Origin of the sequence: Micromonospora foliorum (assembly GCF_022229015.1) — a bacterium.
In the GTDB taxonomy this organism is placed as follows: domain Bacteria; phylum Actinomycetota; class Actinomycetes; order Mycobacteriales; family Micromonosporaceae; genus Micromonospora; species Micromonospora foliorum.
This window is the reverse complement of sequence record NZ_JAKKFF010000108.1, coordinates 1-19,437: the sequence shown is the minus strand read 5'-3', so window position 1 is coordinate 19,437 and position 19,437 is coordinate 1. Positions and strand designations below refer to the sequence as shown.

The 19,437-nt window shown below is 70.9% G+C and carries 17 protein-coding genes; 6 read left to right on the top strand and 11 right to left on the bottom strand.

Translation table 11 applies throughout. From position 1 onward, the window contains the following. The first annotated feature begins 237 nt into the window (after positions 1-237). Positions 238-1,350 (top strand): hypothetical protein, encoded by a 1,113-nt coding sequence (locus PSH25_RS09955; protein ID WP_238658746.1) that lies wholly within the window; start codon positions 238-240, stop codon positions 1,348-1,350. A gap of 197 nt (positions 1,351-1,547) precedes the next feature. Here PSH25_RS09955 and PSH25_RS09950 read toward each other — a convergent pair whose 3' ends face one another. The 3 genes from PSH25_RS09950 to PSH25_RS09940 form a co-directional block, all read right to left on the bottom strand. Next, positions 1,548-3,251, bottom strand: a complete 1,704-nt coding sequence (locus PSH25_RS09950; RefSeq protein ID WP_238658745.1) for a S8 family serine peptidase — start codon at positions 3,249-3,251, stop codon at positions 1,548-1,550. A gap of 275 nt (positions 3,252-3,526) precedes the next feature. After that, positions 3,527-4,222, bottom strand: a complete 696-nt coding sequence (locus tag PSH25_RS09945) for an HAD family hydrolase (RefSeq protein WP_238658744.1) — start codon at positions 4,220-4,222, stop codon at positions 3,527-3,529. 29 nt (positions 4,223-4,251) lie between these two features. Further along, positions 4,252-5,223, bottom strand: a complete 972-nt coding sequence (locus PSH25_RS09940; RefSeq protein WP_238658743.1) for an EamA family transporter — start codon at positions 5,221-5,223, stop codon at positions 4,252-4,254. A gap of 71 nt (positions 5,224-5,294) precedes the next feature. Between PSH25_RS09940 and PSH25_RS09935 the strand changes: the two genes are divergently transcribed. Further along, entirely contained in the window at positions 5,295-5,855 is a 561-nt protein-coding gene (locus tag PSH25_RS09935; RefSeq protein WP_238658742.1) for a CGNR zinc finger domain-containing protein, read from the top strand. Here the strand turns inward: PSH25_RS09935 and PSH25_RS09930 are convergent. From PSH25_RS09930 to PSH25_RS09920, 3 genes are all read right to left on the bottom strand, one after another. Then, a complete protein-coding gene (locus PSH25_RS09930; protein ID WP_238658741.1) occupies positions 5,822-6,421 on the bottom strand; it encodes a GNAT family N-acetyltransferase in 600 nt (199 codons plus the stop codon). The two genes, PSH25_RS09935 and PSH25_RS09930, sit on opposite strands and share 34 nt — an antisense overlap. Positions 6,422-6,517: 96 nt before the next feature. Next, positions 6,518-6,700: a DUF397 domain-containing protein gene (locus PSH25_RS09925; RefSeq protein ID WP_238658740.1), complete on the bottom strand. Its 183-nt coding sequence runs from the start codon at positions 6,698-6,700 to the stop codon at positions 6,518-6,520. Further along, positions 6,691-7,503 (bottom strand): helix-turn-helix domain-containing protein, encoded by an 813-nt coding sequence (locus tag PSH25_RS09920; protein ID WP_238658748.1) that lies wholly within the window; start codon positions 7,501-7,503, stop codon positions 6,691-6,693. Before PSH25_RS09920 ends, PSH25_RS09925 begins: the two co-directional genes overlap by 10 nt. 660 nt (positions 7,504-8,163) lie before the next feature. Here PSH25_RS09920 and PSH25_RS09915 point away from each other — a divergent pair. Continuing rightward, positions 8,164-8,454, top strand: coding sequence for a hypothetical protein (locus PSH25_RS09915; RefSeq protein ID WP_238658739.1), 291 nt, complete (start codon positions 8,164-8,166; stop codon positions 8,452-8,454). Positions 8,455-8,609: 155 nt separating this feature from the next. Here PSH25_RS09915 and PSH25_RS09910 read toward each other — a convergent pair whose 3' ends face one another. The 5 genes from PSH25_RS09910 to PSH25_RS09890 all read right to left on the bottom strand — a co-directional run bounded on the left by PSH25_RS09910 (position 8,610) and on the right by PSH25_RS09890 (position 17,104). Beyond that, positions 8,610-10,019: a class II fumarate hydratase gene (locus tag PSH25_RS09910; RefSeq protein ID WP_238658738.1), complete on the bottom strand. Its 1,410-nt coding sequence runs from the start codon at positions 10,017-10,019 to the stop codon at positions 8,610-8,612. A gap of 35 nt (positions 10,020-10,054) precedes the next feature. Further along, positions 10,055-13,033, bottom strand: coding sequence for an AfsR/SARP family transcriptional regulator (locus PSH25_RS09905; RefSeq protein WP_238658737.1), 2,979 nt, complete (start codon positions 13,031-13,033; stop codon positions 10,055-10,057). A 259-nt stretch (positions 13,034-13,292) separates the two neighbouring features. Beyond that, on the bottom strand, positions 13,293-14,960 hold the full coding sequence (locus tag PSH25_RS09900) for a fumarate hydratase (protein ID WP_238658736.1): 1,668 nt from the start codon (positions 14,958-14,960) through the stop codon (positions 13,293-13,295). Between the two features lie 125 nt (positions 14,961-15,085). Further along, entirely contained in the window at positions 15,086-16,528 is a 1,443-nt protein-coding gene (locus PSH25_RS09895) for a hypothetical protein (protein ID WP_372492757.1), read from the bottom strand. Positions 16,529-16,600: 72 nt separating this feature from the next. Then, positions 16,601-17,104, bottom strand: a complete 504-nt coding sequence (locus tag PSH25_RS09890; RefSeq protein ID WP_238658735.1) for an Lrp/AsnC family transcriptional regulator — start codon at positions 17,102-17,104, stop codon at positions 16,601-16,603. A gap of 139 nt (positions 17,105-17,243) precedes the next feature. On the opposite strand from PSH25_RS09890, the gene hppD reads away from it, so the two are divergent. From hppD to PSH25_RS09875, 3 genes are all read left to right on the top strand, one after another. After that, positions 17,244-18,449: a 4-hydroxyphenylpyruvate dioxygenase gene (gene hppD / locus PSH25_RS09885; RefSeq protein WP_238658734.1), complete on the top strand. Its 1,206-nt coding sequence runs from the start codon at positions 17,244-17,246 to the stop codon at positions 18,447-18,449. Positions 18,450-18,460: 11 nt separating this feature from the next. After that, positions 18,461-19,162, top strand: coding sequence for an RDD family protein (locus PSH25_RS09880; protein ID WP_238658733.1), 702 nt, complete (start codon positions 18,461-18,463; stop codon positions 19,160-19,162). 76 nt (positions 19,163-19,238) lie between these two features. Beyond that, the coding region (locus tag PSH25_RS09875) for a DUF2510 domain-containing protein (protein ID WP_238658732.1) at positions 19,239-19,437 on the top strand (199 nt) is incomplete at its 3' end.

Here is a 19,437-nt window from a genome sequence, read left to right as displayed (position 1 = left end):
CGACTCGGGTTCCCGGAAGTCGCGGCATCCCGAGGTCGGTGACCACCCGACTTTCAGGAGCGCGAGTGGATCACCGCCCATCGGCGGTCCGAATGCCCGATTGGTCGGCCGCTTCGGCCGCTGTCATAGCATGATCGGCAGGCGAACTCGTGGTTGTCCACAGGTGCGGCGGCACGCACAGGCCGGGTTGTCCACAGGGGTTTCGGTGGCCAGTCGGTGGTCGGCAGGCTGCTCGGTATGCCACCACGTCCGCATCGCCCCGACGCCCTGGCCTGGCAGGTCTTCCGCGGCTCCGACGCTGTCCGGGACGGCCTGCTCACCGAACATCAGCTGCGCAACTCCGCCTGGGTGCGGTTGCGCCACGACGTCTACGCCGATTCGCGGCTGGGCCGGGACCACGCCCTCGCCTGTCGCGCCGCCCTCCTCCGACTACCGCCCGGAGTGGTGATCGGCGGCCCGTCGGCCGCCTACCTGCACGGCGTCCCGCACGCCGCGAGCTTCACCGACGATGTGCACGTCCTCGTGCCCCGACCGCTGCGGATCGGCCCACAGCGAGGCCTCCGCGTGCACGTCAACACCATCACCTTGCCGATGGCGGACGCAGGACGACCGACGAGCGCTGGCCGTCCACGTGGTGCAGCGCGACCTACGGGAGTAGCGCGCCCACCTGCCGGCGGATCGTCACCACGCCCAGCACGACAACTCTCCCGCCCGGTCGCCGTGCCCGTCCGAGCAGGGGGCATGGTGGCGGCCGATCGAGGCGATGGGTGGAGGGCGGCCAGCCCGCTCAGGCCCAGAGAGAGCGACCTCCCGATCCCCCGCTCCGACCCCGGGCGGGCCGCCTGGGAGACGGCTGTCTGGCTCGACCCGGTCCGGGCGGTGGCCATCGTCGACTCGCTGCTCGGGCAGGGGCTTGCCGATCGCGACACCCTGGCAGCCATGGCTGCTCGCAATGCTGACCGGCCGGGTGGGCGACGAGCGCGGTGGGTGTTCGACCTGGCCGACGGCGGAGCCGAGTCTCCGCCGGAGTCACACCTACGCGTGCGGTTGGTGCTGGGCGGGCTGCCGCGTCCAGCGGTTCAACACCCGGTACGCCTGCCCACCGGCGTTGTTCTGCACCCCGATCTGGCCTGGCCGCGATATCGGGTAGCGGTCGAGTACGACGGGCAGTGGCACTCCGACGCGGAGCAGCTGCACCGCGACCGCCGTCGGCTGAATCAGTTGGTCGCCGCGGGTTGGCTGGTCCTGCACGTGACGAGCCGACGGCTGCACGGCGAGTTCCCGGCGGTGCTTCGAGAGGTACGCGACGCGCTGGTCAGCCGTGGCTGGCGACTGGGGTCGTCCACATGACCAGGATCATCTCGGGTTCCTGGAAACCGCGCGATCCTTCGGCCGCCAACACCGCGCCTTCATGGAGACCGAGTCGATCATGGCGGGCGCCGAGCGGCGGACGGGCAGCGGCCCTGGACGGCCCAGGGCCCGGTCGACGAGTGTCGACCGGGCCCCGGGGCGGTGGCGGTTGGGCCACCTCCGCAGTGCGATGTGCGCTACGGGCGGGCGTTCGGCTTGAACGGGGTCTTCACCGCCGCGTAGGCGTCGACGATCCCGTAGCCGTAGAAGCCGTTGAAGTTGACCCCACCGGCGCAGTACGCGTCGTAGGTCTCGTCCCGGCCCTCGTTGCGGTACTGCTGCAGGCGCGGCTCCGGGCAGGCGTGCTCCGCGGCCGTGCGGTAGAGGTGCTGCTCGACCTGGTCCGGCGACATGCCGAAGCTGCCCCGGCCCTGCGGCTTGCCGTACCGGCTGACGATCAGTGCGGCGACGCCGGCGGCGTGCGGGGACGCCATCGAGGTGCCCTGGAGGTAGGTGTAGTACCCGCACTCACCGTTGGCCTTGCACTGCTTGAACACGCTCGTGGCGACGCGCGGATCGATGTTGCCGTCCGCGTCCACCTTGGGGTCCGGGATGGTGACGGAGATGGGCTCCTCCTGGAGCACCTTCAGCGGGTAGCTGGAGAGGATCCGGTTGCCGGGGGTGTTGTACGTCGGGGTCCCGAAGCCGTCCCTCGCGAATCCACCGGGCGCGGCGACCGAGATCTGCTCGGTGCCGTAGTTGGAGAAGTCCGACTTCTTACCGGACGGGCCGACCGACGACACACCGATCACGTGCGGGCCCTCGGTGGGCAGGTCCCAGCAGCTCTCGTTGTCGATCGGGCGGTCGTACGGGTCGGCGCCGTAGTCGGGGCTCGTGACGTCGGTACGCGGTGCGCCCAGGTCCTCGTTGTTGTTGCCGAGCGCGCCGACGAGGGTGACGCCCTTGTCGTGGGCGAAGATCAGCGCCCGCTTCATCGCCTTGATGATGGCCCGCTGCTCGGCCTGGTCCTCGGGCGAGTCGGCCGGGTTGGCGGTGCAGTTGTAGAGCCACGGGTCGACGTAGAACGACATGTTGACCACGTCGATGCCGGACCGACCGGCGTAGACCAGGGCGTTGACCACCGGGTCGAGGAAGAAGTAGCCGGAGTCCTGGCCGCCCTTGAGCTCGACCAGCGAGACGTTCGGGGCGACGCCGGAGAGGCCGAAGCCGTTAGCCGCGGCGCCGATGGTGCCGGCCACGTGGGTGCCGTGCCCGCCGTCGTCGGTGCCGACCGGGTCGAGGCAGCTCGCCACCTCGCAGGGGCCGTCCACGTCGGTCAGGTCGGGCGCGAAGTTACGCGACAGCGACCAGTTGAAGTTCGGCGCGATGTCCGGGTTGCTGGCGTCGACGCCGGTGTCCAGTACGCCGACGGTCACCCGACGGTCACCCGGCTCGATCTTGCGTGCCTCGTCGGCCCGGATCATCTCCAGGCCCCACAGCTTGTCGTCGAGCGGGTCCATCTTGGCGCCGCGCCGGGCTGCGGCCCCCGCCGACGCCGCCGTCAGGTCCTCCTGCTCGACCCGGTCCAGCTTGGGCTTGCGGCCGATGGCCTTCTGCTCGGCGGCGCCGATCAGCGTCGGCGCGGCGGTCGCCCTGGCCGCGAAGTCAGCCCGGTCGCTGCTGACCTGGAACATGCCGACCTCGTCGGACCGGGACACGACAGTGCCGCCAGCTGCCCGGATCGCGGCGACAGCCGTGTCGGCGGCGACGCCATCCTCGGCGACGACGGTGAAGGTGCGGGAATCGCTCGGCGCGGCGTTGGCCGGTACACCCAACCCCGTAGCCGTAAGTGCCAGCACTGCCGCGGTCGCGACCGTACGGGCGGTGAAGCGCTTGCTCACCACATCAAATCCTCTCGTTGAGGGACGTGGCAGTCATCACACAACACCGTTTCGGATTACGCCAGTTGAACGCCCGTTATGGCCCTGAATCCCGCCAGTTCGAGCCGCGCGCCGGCCGCACAGCCATCGGCAAAGGCCACGCAGCCACCGGCAAAGACCGCGCAGCCACCGGCAAAGACCGCGCAGGCACAAGCCACGCAGGCACAGGCCACACCGGCACAGTCCCCGCAGGCACAGGCCACACCGGCAGGGACACACGCACCTGCCAGGTCGACTTACACACCAACCGCGTCGACGCCCAGCTCCGCCAGCGCGGCCGGCAGATCCGCCATGTTGGAAACTTCGGCGTCGGGCGTGCAGCCAGGTGGGCGAGGCAGGCCGAGCCGGTTCAGCCACACCGATCGCAGGCCGGCCCGCCGGGGCGCCACCACGTCGTGCTCCCACGAGTCGCCGACGTACACGATCTGCTCGGCCGGCACCCCGGCCGCCGCGACCACCGCGGCGTAGAACTCTGGGGCCGGTTTCTTGGGCAGGCCGTTCTCGTGCGCGTACAGCTCGAAGGCGAACTCGCCGGCGAGCCCGCACCGTTCGGCGCGGCTGTTGCCGTTGGTGGCGAAGCCCAGCGTGTACCGGCCGCGGAGTGTGGCCAGCGCCGATGGCACGTCCGGGAACGGTCGGGTGAGAGCGAAACGGTGGGCGAAGAAGAGGTCCGCGATCTCGTCGAGGTGGTCGACCAGCTCGGCGCGGGCCAGCGACCGGGCGAGTGCGGCACGCCGGATCTCCGCCACCGGGGCGGCCTTCAGCTCGCCGAAGACCGCGCCCCAGTCCGACTCCAGTTCGGCGAGCGTCACCCCGGCCGCCGCCGAGGTGCGTCGCCGCATCTCGTCGAGGACGGCCACCAGCCCGCCCGTGACCGCTGGACGCAGGTCCAGCACCGTCTCGTCAGCATCGAACACCACAGTGGTCAGCACGAAGCCCACTCTCTCACCGACCCCAGAACTCACCGACCGTCAAGCGCCAGCTCGGGCTCGGGCGAGGCCGACGCCGTTGCGGGCGTCGTTGGCGACCCACGCAGTTCGTCGAGTCGGACCAGGGCGACGCCGGCGACGATCAGCGCACCGCCGAACAACTGCCAGCCGGTGGGCAACTCGTTCAGGAAGAGCCAGGCGATCAGCACCGCGAAGAGCACCTCGGTCAGCCCGACGAACGACGACAGTCGGGGGCCGAGGATCCGGGTACCGGCGATACCGGCGAGGTACGCGATGACGGCGGCCACCAGCGAGAGCCCGGCGATGGGCAGCAACCAGCTTGTGGTCTGTCCGGCGAAGGTGACCTCGCCGAACGTCGCGTGCAGTGGCAGCAGGCCGGTCAGCCCGATGAGGAGCAGCACGGCGGCGCCGACGGCCATTCCACCGCTGGCCATGGCGACCGAGGACAGCCGGGGGTCGACCCGGCCGGCGAGCACGAAATATCCGGCCAGGCCGAACGCCGCGCCCAGTCCCCAGAGCACGCCCACCGGGTGGAAGTCGGCGGTGCCGGCGAGGTCGAGCACGAACGCCAGCCCGGCCAGCGCGGCCACCGACCCGGCGACGGTGAGCCGGCGGGGCGGTTGCCCGTGCCGTAGCCACATCCAGACCACGACGAGGATGATGCCCAGGTATTCCAGCAGTAGCGCGACACCGACCGGCAGGTAGCGCACGGCGTTGAAGAAGCACACCTGGGCCAGGGCCACCCCGAGGAGCCCGAACAGCCCGATGGCCGTGGCGTTGCTCCGCAGCACGTGCCATCTGCCCCGCAGCGACAGCAGGGCGGGGATCGCCAGCACCAGGGCGGCCACGCCGACCCGGGCGATCACCGCGGACTCGGCTGACCAGCCGGCCTCGATGAGCGACCGCGCGAAGGTACCGGAGGTGGCGAAGGTGACGGCGGAGAGCAGCGCCAACCCGACGCCGGCAGCAGGTCGTGAGTGCATGTCGCGCTCCTCGGGATGGGCACCGTGTCATGAGCAAACTATCCTTGTGCTGATGACGCTAGGCGGAAGCCATGACAGGAGTCAAGTTGCTATTCGCTCATGACACCGAGTGTTCGCTGATCGCCGCCGCGGCGTTGGTCAACACCGCAGGTCGGGACGGTGAGTTGCTGCCCGACATCGCGGCGCTGGACGCGTTCTTCGTCCGCTACTCCTACAGCGGCCGGCACGAACACACCGACGCCGAGTTGCGGGCCGTCCGGGAGCTGCGGCCCCAACTGCGCCGCATCTGGTACGCCGAGCCACCCGAGATCGTCGCGGTGGTCAACGGCCTGCTGCTGGAACACCAGGCGCTACCCCAGCTCATCGAGCACGACGACGAGCCGTACCACCTGCACGCCGTGCCCCGCGACGCGCCGCTGGCCACCCGGATCGCGGTGGAGGCCGCCATGGCGATGGCCGACCTGGTCCGTGCCGGCGAGCTGAGCCGGCTGCGGATCTGCGAGTACCCGGACTGCGAGAACGTGGTGGTCGACCTGTCCCGCAACCGGTCCCGGCGGTTCTGCGAGGCCGGCTGCGGCAACCGCGCCGCGGTGACCGCCTACCGCGCCCGCCGGGCCGCCGGCCGCTCCTGACCGACGGTCGCCCACTCCTCGGCCCGCACCTCGTACTCCACCTCGCCCTGCTCCGTGCCCGGAATCGGGTCGTCCCACTGCAGGTGGAAGGTCCGCACGTAGTGCAGCCCGGCCTTCACCATCACCCGCCGGGAGCGTTCGTTCACCGTCATCGTCTCGGCCCAGACCCGACGCACCCCGACGGTGTCGAAGGCGTACCGGACCAACGCCCGCGACCCCTCGGTGGCCAGCCCCCGCCCCCACGTCGAGCGGCGCAGCCGGTACCCCAACTCGGCCTCGGTACCGTCCTCCGACGGGTCGAGCGCGAACCACCCCAGGAACTCGCCGGACTCCCGATCGTGCGCCGCCCACCGACCCAACCCTGGATGCCTCTCGTACTGGGCCAGCAGCCTCGGCAACTGCTCATCGCGCACGGTGGCCAGCGGGGTCGCGACACCACCGGTCAGGTACCGCATCACCTCCGGGTCGCTGTCCAACTCGACCAGCGCGTCCACGTCGGCCATGGTCAGCCGCCGCAACCGCAGCCGCTCGATCCCCGCCGGCACACCCGCGCCATCGTCACCCATAGCCCGGGATCATCCGTCCTGCTCAAGACCCCGTCGAGCCGTTTATCAGGGCCGGCTGCGCGGAAACCGACCGCCGTCGCGGGCGAGGCGATCGGGTCAGCGCGGGGGCGCGCCCACGAAGAGCCGCCAGGAGTACGCGTCGACAACGAGCACGGGCCCGTCCGAGTCCTTGCTGTCTCGCACCCCGACCACGTCCCCGAGATTCGTCGCCACCTCGACGCACTGGTCGTTGGAACCACTCCGGCTGCTCTTACGCCACCGGGCTCGGGTCAACTCCACGACTCTGCCACTTCCCTCAGCAACTCGATCGACTCCTGCGGTGGCAACGCCTGCCCGAGGGTAGCTTCCCAGGTCCGTTGTAGACGTAACAGATCCGAAGGGCGATCGAGTTCTTGGCCGCCGATCTGGCCACCAAGGTAGGCAAGATCGCTATGGTCGGCCACGGTGGCAAGGATAAATGGCCCGTTCAGGCCGGGATACTCCTCGGCCGAGCGAGGCACCACATGGAGCTGAACCCGCGGATGCTCGGTCGCCAAACGCGCCAGGTGCAGAGACTGCTCGCACATGACCTTCCGACCGCCGACGCGTCGCCTCAGCACCGACTCGTCAAGCACCGCGACTACGTGCGGGGGGCGATCCCCATAGAGGACCCGCTGGCTGTCCATCCGGTCCGCCAGCCTGCGCTCGACCTCATCGGCATCGAGCAGTCGGTCCGACTCGAAGATGGCGCGGGCATAGTCCTCGGTTTGCAGCAGCCCAGGAACGTGCAACGGGTCGAACCATCGCAGCGCCCGCGCCTCCGCGAGGATGGCACGCCAGCCGCGCAGCCAGACCTGGGCCTTGTCCAGGCTGACCAGTTCGGTGGACATCCGGCCGAAGAGGCCGCCGGTGTCCAGGGCGCGGTCGACGAGTTCCAGGTACTTGGCGGTGGGCGGCTGCTGGCCCAGCTCGACGGCACTGACCATCGACGCCGAGTAGTTGACCGCCTTGGCCAGCTCGTCCTGACTCCAGCCGCGCCGAACCCGCGCCCGGCGCAGCTCCGCGATCAGGAACGCCGCCGCCGTCATCTGTCCATCGGCCATGCCGTGCCCGCCCTCCACCCCGCCGACGATCATCTCCAGCCGGTCGCCAGCGGCGCTGCCACCCAAAACAGGGCGACTATGACGACGCGGCCAAACCCTTCCGACCGTAGTCGCCTGATCACCAGACTGTGAAGTGCGGCGCCGCTCCCCGTCCCCCGGGATCTGCCGACGCCGCACGGGACCGCCCGCTCCCCCGTGCCGGGCGGTCCCACCTCCCAGACAGCCACAGCCGAAGCCCGCCACAGCCCGAAGCACACCACAGCCGAAGCACTCGACAGCCGAAGCACGCCACGGCCGGAGCGTGCCACCGCCCCGAGCGCGCCACAGCCGGAGCGCGCCACCGCCCCGAGCGCGCCACAGCTGGAGCGCACCCGCCAGGACAGGCGAAGGTGATGCCACAAACGAGTCAGCTCCAAAGCATCCGCCCAAGACATCCCCGACCACGCCCACCACCCGACCACGCTCACCACCCCGACCCTGACCCGCGACGACCATCCCGGCCGACCTCGCAAGATCGTGCTCAATCGTGGAAAGAGTGGTGTCCTGGCGTGCGGGCGCCACTACATCCAGGATCGAGCGCGATCTTGGCGCAGCCCGGCTCGGGGCGAGCGGGGGCGCGGTGATGCCACAAACGATTCAGGTCGAAAGGAAGGCCGCCGCATGTCCCGGACCACCCCGGCCGACCGTGCCACGACTCCACGTCGGCCGCACCTGGCCCTGCGCCCGCTCTGGCTCTGCCGGGTCTGTGCCGCGCCCTGGCCGTGCCCGGTCGCCCGACTCACCCTCCGGCGGGAGTACGCGCACGACCGGATCGGGTTGAACATCTACCTGTGCACGGTCCTGCACGAGGCGGCTGCCGACCTGTACCGACTCAACCCGCACGACGGCCCGGACCCCGCAGCGCTCTTCACCCGATTCCTCGGCTGGGCGAGACCCCGACACCTGCGCTGAGCAGGGCAGAGGCAAGCAGGGCAGGGGCAGGGCAGGCCAGGCCAGGCCCAGACGCGGCGGGCCCGGGCGCGGTGGGGCGCGGTGGGGCGCGGCGGGGCGGGCCAGGCAAGGGCGGGGCGGGCAGGCCAGGCAAGGGCGGGGCGGGCTAGGTCGGATCAGGGGTGGGTCATCCGGAGCAGGTCCAACGTCTCGTCGAGCTGGGTCTCGGTGAGCTTGCCGGAGTCGACGTGCCCCCGGGAGATCACCACCTCGCGGATCGAGGTCTGCTTGGCCAGTGCCTCCTTGGCGATCGACGCGGCTTCGTCGTACCCCAGGTAGCGGTTGAGTGGGGTGACGATCGACGGTGAGCCCTCGGCGTACGCCAAACAGACCTCGGCGTCCGCGACCAGGCCGGCCACCAGCCGGTCGGCGAAGAGCCGGCTCACCGCGGAGAGCAGCCGGATCGATTCCAGCAGGTTGCGACCCATCACGGGGAGCATCACGTTCAGCTCGAAGTCGCCCTGCGATCCGGCGAACCCGACCGTCGCGTCGTTGCCGATCACCTGGGCGCAGACCTGCCGCATGGCCTCGGCGACCACCGGGTTGACCTTGCCCGGCATGATCGACGAGCCGGGCTGGAGGTCGGGGATACGCAGCTCACGCAGACCGGCGCGGGGGCCGGAACCCATCCAGCGGATGTCATTGGCGATCTTGTAGAGACCGATCGCCACGGTCCGCAACTGCCCCGAGGTCTCCACCAGCGCGTCCCGCGCGCCCTGCGCCTCGAAGTGGTTCCGCGCCTCGCTCAGCGGCAACCCGGTCGACTCGCGCAGCTTGTCGATCACGGCAGCGGCGAAGCCGAGCGGGGTGTTGATCCCGGTGCCCACGGCGGTGCCGCCCAACGGCAGCTCGGCCAGTCGGGGCAGGGCGCCCTCCAGCCGTTCGATCCCGTAGCGGACCTGGGCGGCGTACCCACCGAACTCCTGACCGAGGGTGACCGGCGTGGCGTCCATCAGGTGCGTACGCCCGGCCTTGACCACCGTCTCGAACTCGGCGGCCTTGGCCTCCAACGCCGACGCCAGATGGGCCAGCGACGGCAGCAGGTCCTCCACGATGAACTGGGTGGCCGCCAGGTGGATCGAGGACGGGAAGACGTCGTTGCTCGACTGGGAGGCATTGACGTGGTCGTTCGGGTGCACAGGTGAGCCCAGCTCACGGCTCGCCAGGGTGGCGATCACCTCGTTGGTGTTCATGTTCGACGACGTGCCCGAGCCGGTCTGGAACACGTCCACCGGGAACTGGTCGTCGTAACCGCCGTCGGCCACGTGCGCGGCCGCGGCGGCGATGGCGGCGGCCACGTTGGCGTCGATCACGCCCAGCTCGCCGTTGACCTCGGCCGCCGCGCCCTTGATCTGCGCGAGGGCCTTGATCTGGGCCGGTTCGAGACCCCGGCCGGAAATCGGGAAATTCTGCACGGCACGCTGGGTCTGCGCCCGCCACAGCGCCTCGGCGGGCACCTCCACCTCGCCCATCGAGTCGCGTTCGATGCGGTAACCGGTCGCCTCTGGAGTCGTCACGCGTACCATCCTGCCGCGCTGGTGGCCGACTCGCAGATGATCCGTCAGCCCAACTCGGTGAGCAGTCGTTCCACCTCGTGCTGGTCCGGCGACTCGATCTGCCGGAACAGCGCCAGCGCCTGCTCCAGGTGCGCGCGGGCCGCCGTCGGATCCGTGTCCCGTACGCAGCGGGCGATGCCCTCCAACGCCCGGGCCTTCTCGTAGCGGGCGCCGAGTCGGCTGGCGTCGGCGAGCACCCGGCGGTGCAGGTCGAGCGCGCTGGCGACGTCCCCCTGCTCCAGGATCGCCCGGGCCAGCAGATTGCGCGAGCCGCACTGGGCAATGCGGTCGCCCACCTCGGTCATCGCGACGAGCGCCGCACGATGCAGGTCGGCGGCCCGTTCCGGACGGCCGGCCTCACGCTCCATCGTTCCGATCTCGTTCAGCACCTCACCCTCACCGAACCGGGCGCCGGCCTGCCGCTTGAGGCGTAGGGCCGAGCGCAGCAACCGACGTGCCGGCTCCGCGTCACCCAACCGGTGGCGGATCATGCCCAGGTGCCCCAACGCGTTGCCGATCTGTCGCGGGTCGCCAAGCTCCCGCGCCAGCGAGAGATGCCGTCGACAGGTGCCCAGCGCCTCGTCGTACCGGCCCCAGTCGAGCAGGGTGATCGACAGATTGTTGAGCGTGTTCGCCAGTGACACCTGCTCCTGCATCTGCCGCGCCAGCGCCGCGGTTGCTTCCAGGTACTCCCGGCCCCGGCGATAGTCGCCATTGGCGACATACGAGTTGCCCAGATTCCCCAGGGTGTTGCGCACATCGCTCTGCAACCCGAGCCGGCGGTAGACGTCGAGCGCCATCTCCATGAGCCGGTTCGACTCGGCGAACCGACCCAGACGGTAGTGGGCCGAGGCGAGGTAGTTGAGCATCATCGCCACCGCCCCCTCGTCGCCAAGTTGTTCGGCCGCACGCAGTCCGACCGCATGCGTCTCGATCAGCTCGTCGAGGTGACCGCTCTCGAACTGGGCGTACCAGCAGGCTCGCGCCAGTTGCCAGCAGTGCCGGGGGAAGCCCTCCGCCTCGGCCAGGCGGACCAGGGCGGTCAACGCGGCCAGGTTGTCGTCGAACCATCCTCGGCCCTGCTCGGCGACGGGCAGGACCAGATCGGGACGCGCCGGCTCGGGCAGCGGCGCCAGGGTGAAGCTGGAGGAGAGTTCCCTCTTGCGGGCAATCACCGTGGCGACATGCAGGTGATGGTCGAGCAGACCCTCGATGGCGTCCCGCCGTTCGCCCGCCCACTCCGGCTCGGCGACGAGCGTCCGCGCGTACTCCCGTACCAGGTCGTGCAGCCGGTAGCGGCCGGGCTCCGTCTCCTCGACCAGGTTCGCGTCGACCAGCTCGTCGAGCAGGTCCTGCGCCCTCGGAAGCGGCTGCCCGGTGAGAGCGGCGGCCACCGGGGGGTCGAACCGCACCCCGGGGTGCAGGCCCAACAACCGGAATGCGCGCTGCGCGACCGGGGACACCTGGGCGTACGACAGGGCGAAGGCGCGGCCGACCGACCGCTCGCCCGCTTCGAACTCGGCCAGCGGATCCGGTCGGCTGGTCAGCCGCTCGGCCAGGTCGGCGATGCGCCAACGGGGTCGGTGTGCCAGTCGGGCACCGGCCAGCCGGATGGCCAGCGGCAGGTGTCCGCAGCGTCGGACGACCTCGGTGGCCGCCTGCGGCTCCGCCGCCACCCGGGTCACGCCGACGACCCGCCCGAGCAACTCGACCGCCTCGTCGCTGTCGAGCACGGGCAGCGACGACGGTCGCCCCTCATCCACCCCGACCAGCCGACGGCGGCTGGTGATCAGGATCAGGCAGTGCGAGCCGTTGGGCAGCAGCGGCGTCACCTGGTCAGCGGTCGCCGCGTTGTCGAGCACCAGCAGGGCCCGCCGACCAACCAGCTCGCTGCGCCAGAGCGCCAACCGGTCGTCCTGGCTCGTCGGCACCCTCTCGGCGGGCACACCGAGCTGCCGCAGGAGCGTGGCGACCGCCGCGGCCGGCGTCAACGGGGTGCGCTCGCTGTGCCCGTGCAGGTCGATGTAGAGCTGGGCGTCCGGGTAGTCGTCCGCGAGGGCTGTGGCGATGTGCACCGCGAGGGTGGTCTTGCCGCTGCCGGCCATGCCGTCGATGAGCTGGATCCGGGCACCCGCCTCCACCTCCTTCACCAGGCGGGCCACGGTCTCCTGCCGACCGACGAAGTCCCCGATCGCCCGGGGCAGCGAGCGGACCGCGCCGGCGGGTCCGGACGGTCGGCCGGCCAGGGCCAGGTCGCCGGCGAGCACCCGTTGGTGCAGCTCCTGCAGGTCGACCCCCGGTTCGATGCCCAGCTCGTCGGCGTAGATCCGCCGGCCCTCGCGGTAGACGGCGAGTGCGTCGGCCTGCCGCCCGACCGAGGACAGCGCCAGCATCAGTTGGCCTCGCAGACGCTCCCGCAACGGGTGCCGGTCGACGCTCTCCGCCAGTTCCTCGATCAGCTCGGCTGCCTGACCGAGGCGCAACTCGACGTCGACGCACTCCTCCAACGCGGTGAGGCGTTGCTCGTCGAGCGCCTGCGCGCGGCGGCGGACGCTACGGCTCGGGATGCCGGCGAGTGTCGGCCCCCGCCACAGCGCCAACGCGGCGCGGAATCCCGTACGCGCCTCGGCCAGCCGGCCGGCGGCGACCAGGGCGCGGGCCGCCTCCACGCCCCGGGCGAAGACCTCGGTGTCCAGGTCGTTCGGTGCGATACGCATGCCGTACCCGGCCGGGTCGGTGACGATGAGCTCCGGTGCCAGCCCGAGTTCGGCGAACCGGCGACGCAACCGGGACACGCAGGTCTGCAACTGGGCGCGGGCGGTGGCGGGCGGCCGGTCCTCCCATACCGCGTCGACCAGTTCGTCGACCGGCACCAGCCGGCCGGCCCGCAACAACAGCATGGCGAGCACGATCCGGTCGCGTCCCGCGGTGACAGTGGACTCGCCACCACCCACCCGCAGGGGCCCCAGGATCCCGAACCGCATCTGCTCTCCCGCATCAATGGTGCAACTTCCAGCAGAGTAGTCCGGTGGTGACGGACCGCCTCGGCCAGGCGATAGTGATCTGAGAGCGGATCGACAGCGGTGCGCAGCACACTCGGTCCGGGTTGTCGGTGACGGCATCCGACGGGGGCGGTGCGCCCGTCCCACCCCAGCGGGGCGGGCGTACCGATGTCGGCAGAGCACGGACGACAGAACGGGCGCCGGGCTATTTTGCCCGGCGCCCGTTTGCGTGCCTGTCGGGTCAGCGGCGGCCGACGGTGAGCACCGGCTTGGTGACCTCGGCGAAGAAGTCGTTGCCCTTGTCGTCGACCACGATGAAGGCGGGGAAGTCCTCCACCTCGATCTTCCAGACCGCCTCCATGCCCAGCTCCGCGTATTCGAGCACTTCGACGTGCTTGATGCAGTCCTGGGCGAGGCGGGCCGCCGGGCCGCCGATCGAGCCGAGGTAGAAGCCGCCGTGCTGCTGGCAGGAGCGGGTCACCTGACCCGACCGGTTGCCCTTGGCCAGCATCACCTGCGAGCCGCCGGCGGCCTGGAACTTCTCCACGTAGGCGTCCATCCGGCCGGCGGTGGTCGGGCCGAACGAGCCGGACGCGTACCCCTCGGGGGTCTTCGCCGGGCCAGCGTAGTAGACGGCGTGGTCACGCAGGTACCGCGGCATCGGCTCACCGGCGTCCAGCCGCTCGGCGATCTTGGCGTGCGCGATGTCCCGGGCGACCACCAGCGGCCCGGAGAGCGAGAGCCGCGTCTTCACCGGGTACTTCGACAGCTCGGCGCGGATCTCGTCCATCGGTCGGTTCAGGTCGACCCGGACGACCAGCTCGGCGTCGAGCGAATCGTCGGTGACGTCGGGCAGGAACCGCGCCGGGTCGGTTTCGAGCCGCTCCAGCCACACGCCCGACGGGGTGATCTTGGCGACGGCCTGGCGGTCCGCGGAGCAGGAGACCGCGATCGCCACCGGGCAGGACGCGCCGTGCCGGGGCAACCGGACCACCCGTACGTCGTGGCAGAAGTACCGCCCGCCGAACTGCGCGCCGATGCCGAAGTTGCGGGTCAGCTCCAGCACCTCCGCCTCCAGCTCCAGGTCGCGGAAGCCGTGCGCGCTCATCGAACCCGAGGTGGGCAGCGCGTCAAGATACTTGGCGCTGGCGTACTTCGCGGTCTTCAGCGCGTACTCGGCGGAGGTGCCGCCGATGACGATGGCCAGGTGGTACGGCGGGCAGGCGGCGGTGCCGATCAGCCGCAGCTTCTCCTCCAGGAACTGCATCATCCGCGTTGGATTGAGCAGCGCCTTCGTCTCCTGGTAGAGGTACGACTTGTTGGCCGAGCCACCGCCCTTGGCCATGAACAGGAACTTGTACGCGTCGGGGTGCCCGTCCGGGTCCTCGGCGTACAGGTCCACCTGGGCGGGCAGGTTGCTGCCGGTGTTCCGTTCGTCCCACATGGTCAGCGGGGCGAGCTGGGAGTAGCGCAGGTTGAGCTTGGTGTACGCCTGGTAGACGCCCCGGGAGATGGCCTCCGCGTCGGCACCGTCGGTCAGCACGTGCCGACCGCGTTTGCCCATCACGATGGCGGTGCCGGTGTCCTGACACATGGGCAGGACACCGCCGGCGGCGATGTTGGCGTTGCGCAGCAGGTCCAGGGCGACGAACCGGTCGTTCGGCGAGGCGGCCGGATCGTCGATGATCGTCCGGAGCTGCGCCAGGTGCGCGGGGCGCAGGAAGTGCGCGATGTCGTGCATCGCCTCGGCGGTCAGCGCGGTGAGCGCGGCCGGCTCCACGGTGAGGAACCGACGGCCTCCCGGGCCGTGTACGACGTCCACGCCCTCGTCGGTGACCAGGCGATAGTCCGTCTGGTCCGGGCCGGTCGGCAGCAGAGGGGCGTACGAGAATGCGGCGGCACTGCTCATGAGCGGCAAGCCTAGGGCAGACCGGTCGATCACTCCCACCCGCCGGGCGGGTCCTGGGACGCCGCTCTCATCCACCAGGCGCGTCGGGCCCGGCCGCCGTCCGGATCATCGGGCGAACCGCCCGCTCAGCCGTCCTTGCCGCCGTCCGGGTCGGGGCAGAGTTCCCCCTTCGGCCCGCAGTCGCCGTTGTTCGGACCGCCGGGGCCGGTGCCGCCCGGGCCGGGATTCCCACCGTCGCCGGGTGGCCGGGTGGGCGAGCTTCCGGACGTGCCCCAGCGGACGTACCCGATCTCCCGCCCCTCCCCAATGATCATGCCCTGCGAGCCGACGGCGAGGGCGTTCGCCGAGGTGCGCAGGGCGGCCAGCTCCCGGCCGGTGCGCGGGTCCAGTGCCGCCAGCCGCGACGGCTTCTCGTCGGCCACCACCGCCGCGTACGGGGTGAGCGCGGCTCCGGCCTTGCCGCTGGCCTGCCGCGTCCAGAGCACCTTCTCGGTGCCCAGTTCACGGGCGATCACCGAGCGCTTGTCGGCGGCCCGGAACACCGCGAAACGATCGTCCACCGCGATCAACCTGGTGCCCGGCTCACCGACCCAGAGCAGCCGGCCGTCGTACCCGTCGATGACCGCCTCGCGGGCGTCCGGAGCGACGCCGATCAGCACGTTCCGCGCACCCTGCGGGTCCTCGCGTTGCACACAGCCGGCGGAGTCGGCGGTGCGCAGGTTGACGCCGGCCCGCTGCCACGCCTCCTGCCCGGTCGCCGAGTCCCGCGCGGAGATGGCGAAGTAACAGGTGCCGTCCTGGGAGCGGGCGGCGATCCGCAGCAGCCGGCCGCCCACCACGGAGAGCCGCTCGTCCCGGCCGGGCTCGACGTTCTGCAACACCCGGCCGGTGGCGGTGTCGACCACGTGCACCCGACCGTCGACCGGGAAGCCGAGCAGCGGTGGCGCGGCCTCCGCCCCGGCCACGCCGTCGTCGATCCGGGTGGCGGTGAGCCGGCGGGTGCCGCGCAGACCGGGGTTGTCGGCGAGCAGGCCGCTGTGCACCCCGGGCAGGAAGGCCGTCCAGAGCGGCGCGGTGCCGCGCGGGTCCCAGGCGCTCAGCGTGCAGTCGGTGGCGTCCGTGCACCGGGCGTCGAGGAACAGGTTGCGGTACGTCCAGACGGCCACCGCGTCACCGTCGCGTCGCCGGGTCACCCCGGTCGTCGGGTCGAGCAGCTCGTACCCCTTGACCAGGAGCTTGCCCACCGCCACGACCGGGTCGCGGTCGCCGCCGGCGACCGCCGCCCAGTCCGCCTTGCGCTCCCAGAGCTGGGCGCCGGTGGCCAGGCTGCGGGCCTCGACCCGGGTGCGCTGCTCGACCACGACCGCGTCGCCGGCGATGGTCACGCTGCGCGGAGTGCCGCCGACCCGTTGCTGCCAGACCACGTCCGGCTCGGAGATGGGTTCGCTGCGGTCCACCCACTCCCACAAACCGGGGAACGGGTTCCACACGCCGGTCGCGGCGAGAGCGACGACCACGGCGAGGCCGAGCAGCAGCCCACCGCGCACGCTCCCCTTCGCCACCCGCACACCGTAGCCACGATCACGGATCTTCCGTACGCTCGCGCCGCCGTGTCGTCGCGCTTTCTGGGCTCGGAGGTGTTACAGCGCTCTTCCCTCGGCCCGCACAGCGCTGCGCACCAGCGGCAGCGTGCGGTAGGGGATCTGCTCGGCCAGCGCGATGATCGTCGAGGCCCGGGTGATGCCCGCGGACGACACGATCTGGTCGATGACCCGTTGCAGGTCGGTGTTGGAGCGGGCCACGATCCGGCAGAGCAGGTCGCTGGAGCCGGTGATGGTGTGCGCCTCCAGGACCTCGGGAATGGCGGCGAGGTGGGCGGTGACCGGGTCGTGGCCGTGCCGCTGACTGATCTCCAGGGTGACGAAGCTGGTCACCCCGAACCCGATCGCGGCCGGTGAGATCTCCGGGCCGAAGCCCTCGATGACCCGCCGCTCGACCAGCTTGTCCAGCCTCGCCTGCACGGTCCCCCGGGCCACCCCGAGCCGCCGGGAGCACTCCAGCACCCCGACCCGCGGCTCCTCGGCGAGCAGTTCGATCAAGCGCACGTCGAGCGTGTCGAGCTGTACATTCTGCTCACCATTCATGAGTGAACACCATACCGAATGCGCAACCTGACCAGCCTTTGTGGCAACAGTTGCCCACCCCGGGTCGGGGCAGCGATCCTCGCCACAAGAACCGACCACGGCGGCCCACAAGGCCGGCCGGTACGCGAGGGAGCCCACCATGACCCAGGCGATCGACCGACCCCTGTCGACCGAGGACGTCGACGTCGACCGGCTCGTCGGCGCTGTCGACCACGACATCAGCCACGACCCGTTCCCGGTCCGGGGCCTCGACCACGTGCACTTCCTGGTCGGCAACGCCAAGCAGGCCGCCCACTACTACTCCACCGCCTTCGGCATGACCTGCGTGGCGTACCGAGGCCCCGAGCAGGGCTACCGGGACCACGCCCAGTACGTGCTGACCAGCGGCTCGGCCCGGTTCGTGCTGACCGGCGCGGTGCGCCCGGACGCCGACGGCGCCGAGCACGTGGCCCGGCACAGCGACGGGATCAGCGACATCGCGCTGGAGGTCCCGGACGTGGACGCCGCGTACGCGCACGCCGTCGCGCAGGGCGCCGCCAGCGTCGTCGAGCCGCACGAGGTGACCGACGAGCACGGCACGGTCCGGATGGCCGCCATCGCCGCGTACGGCGACACCCGGCACACGCTTGTCGACCGGTCCCGCTACGCCGGCCCGTTCCTGCCCGGCTTTGTTGCCCGGGGCCCGATCGTGGACCGGCAGCCGATGATCGACGCCGGCATCCAGCCGAAGCGCTTCTTCCAGGCCGTCGACCACGTGGTCGGCAACGTGGAGCTGGGCCGGATGGACGAGTGGGTCGAGTTCTACAAGCGGGTGATGGGCTTCTCCAACATGGCGGAGTTCATCGGCGACGACATCGCCACCGACTACTCGGCGCTGATGAGCAAGGTGGTGGCGAACGGCACCCGGAAGGTGAAGTTCCCGCTCAACGAGCCGGCGATCGCCCGCAAGAAGTCCCAGATCGACGAGTACCTGGAGTTCTACCAGGGCCCGGGCGCTCAGCACATCGCCGTCGCCACCAACGACATCCTGGCCAGCGTCGACGCGATGCGCGCCGCCGGTGTCGACTTCCTGGACACCCCGGACTCGTACTACGACGACCCGGAGCTGCGCGAGCGGATCGGCAACGTGCGGGTGCCGATCGAGGAGCTGAAGGCCCGCAAGATCCTGGTCGACCGGGACGAGGACGGCTACCTGCTCCAGATCTTCACCAAGCCGGTGCAGGACCGTCCCACGGTCTTCTTCGAGCTGATCGAGCGGCACGGATCGCTGGGCTTCGGCAAGGGCAACTTCAAGGCGCTCTTCCAGGCGATCGAGCGGGAACAGGAAGCCCGCGGCAACCTGTAACACTTGCGAGCGTGACGCAACCTCCGTCGTACCCGACGCCGCCGGCCGGTGGGCCCCGACCCACCGCCGGCGGCTTCGCGCCGCAACCCGGCCCACACCCCCACGGGTACGCCGCGCCGCCGCAGTACGCCCCACCCGGGTACGCCCCGCCGCAGTTCTACGGCGGACCACCGCGACCGGCGTTCCCGCCCCCGACGCTCACCCCGGGTGGACAGCCGCTGGCCAGCTTCAGCGATCGACTACTGGCCATGTTGCTCGACGCCGCGGTCTTCATGGTGGTCGGCCTGGTGCTCGCGGTGCCCGCGGCGATCATCTTCCTCGTTGTCGTTGCGCCCGACATCACCCTGTTCGCGTCGGACGGCTCGCTTGGCGAGGTCGACTTCGTTCGCGAGCTCCTGCTGCCCCTGCTCTGGCTCGACCTGGGGATCATCGCGATATCGCTCGTGCTCGCGTACGTCTATCACGTCGAGATGATGTTCAAGACCGGCCAGACCTTCGGCAAGAAGATGATGAACCTGCGGATCGTGCCGCTGGATCCGACGCGCTCCCTCGACCGCCCGGCCGCCGCGAAGCGGTTCCTGGTGCAGCAGCTCTCTGGCTTCTTCCCGGGGCTGAGCTACCTCGACGGGTTGTGGCAGCTCTGGGACAAGCCGTGGCAGCAGTGCCTCCACGACAAGTTCGCCGGCACTGTCGTCGTTAAGGTGTCCCAGTGAGCGAGGGCAGCGAGCAAACCAGCAGGCTCAGTAGCGTGGCGCCTCGCGCCGCCGCGAAGCGAAGCGGAGCGACGGCGTGAGCGTTCAACCCGGCTGGTACGTCGACCCCGCCGACACCGAGACCCGGCGTTACTGGGACGGCGAGGGCTGGCTCGGTGCGCCCATTCCCGTCGACGCCACCCCGCCGGACGGCCCGCCGCCGGCTGAGCCGCCGCCCGCGCCGGTCACCCCGGCCGCGCCAGCGGCGTCGACAACCCCCGGCTCGGCAACCCCCG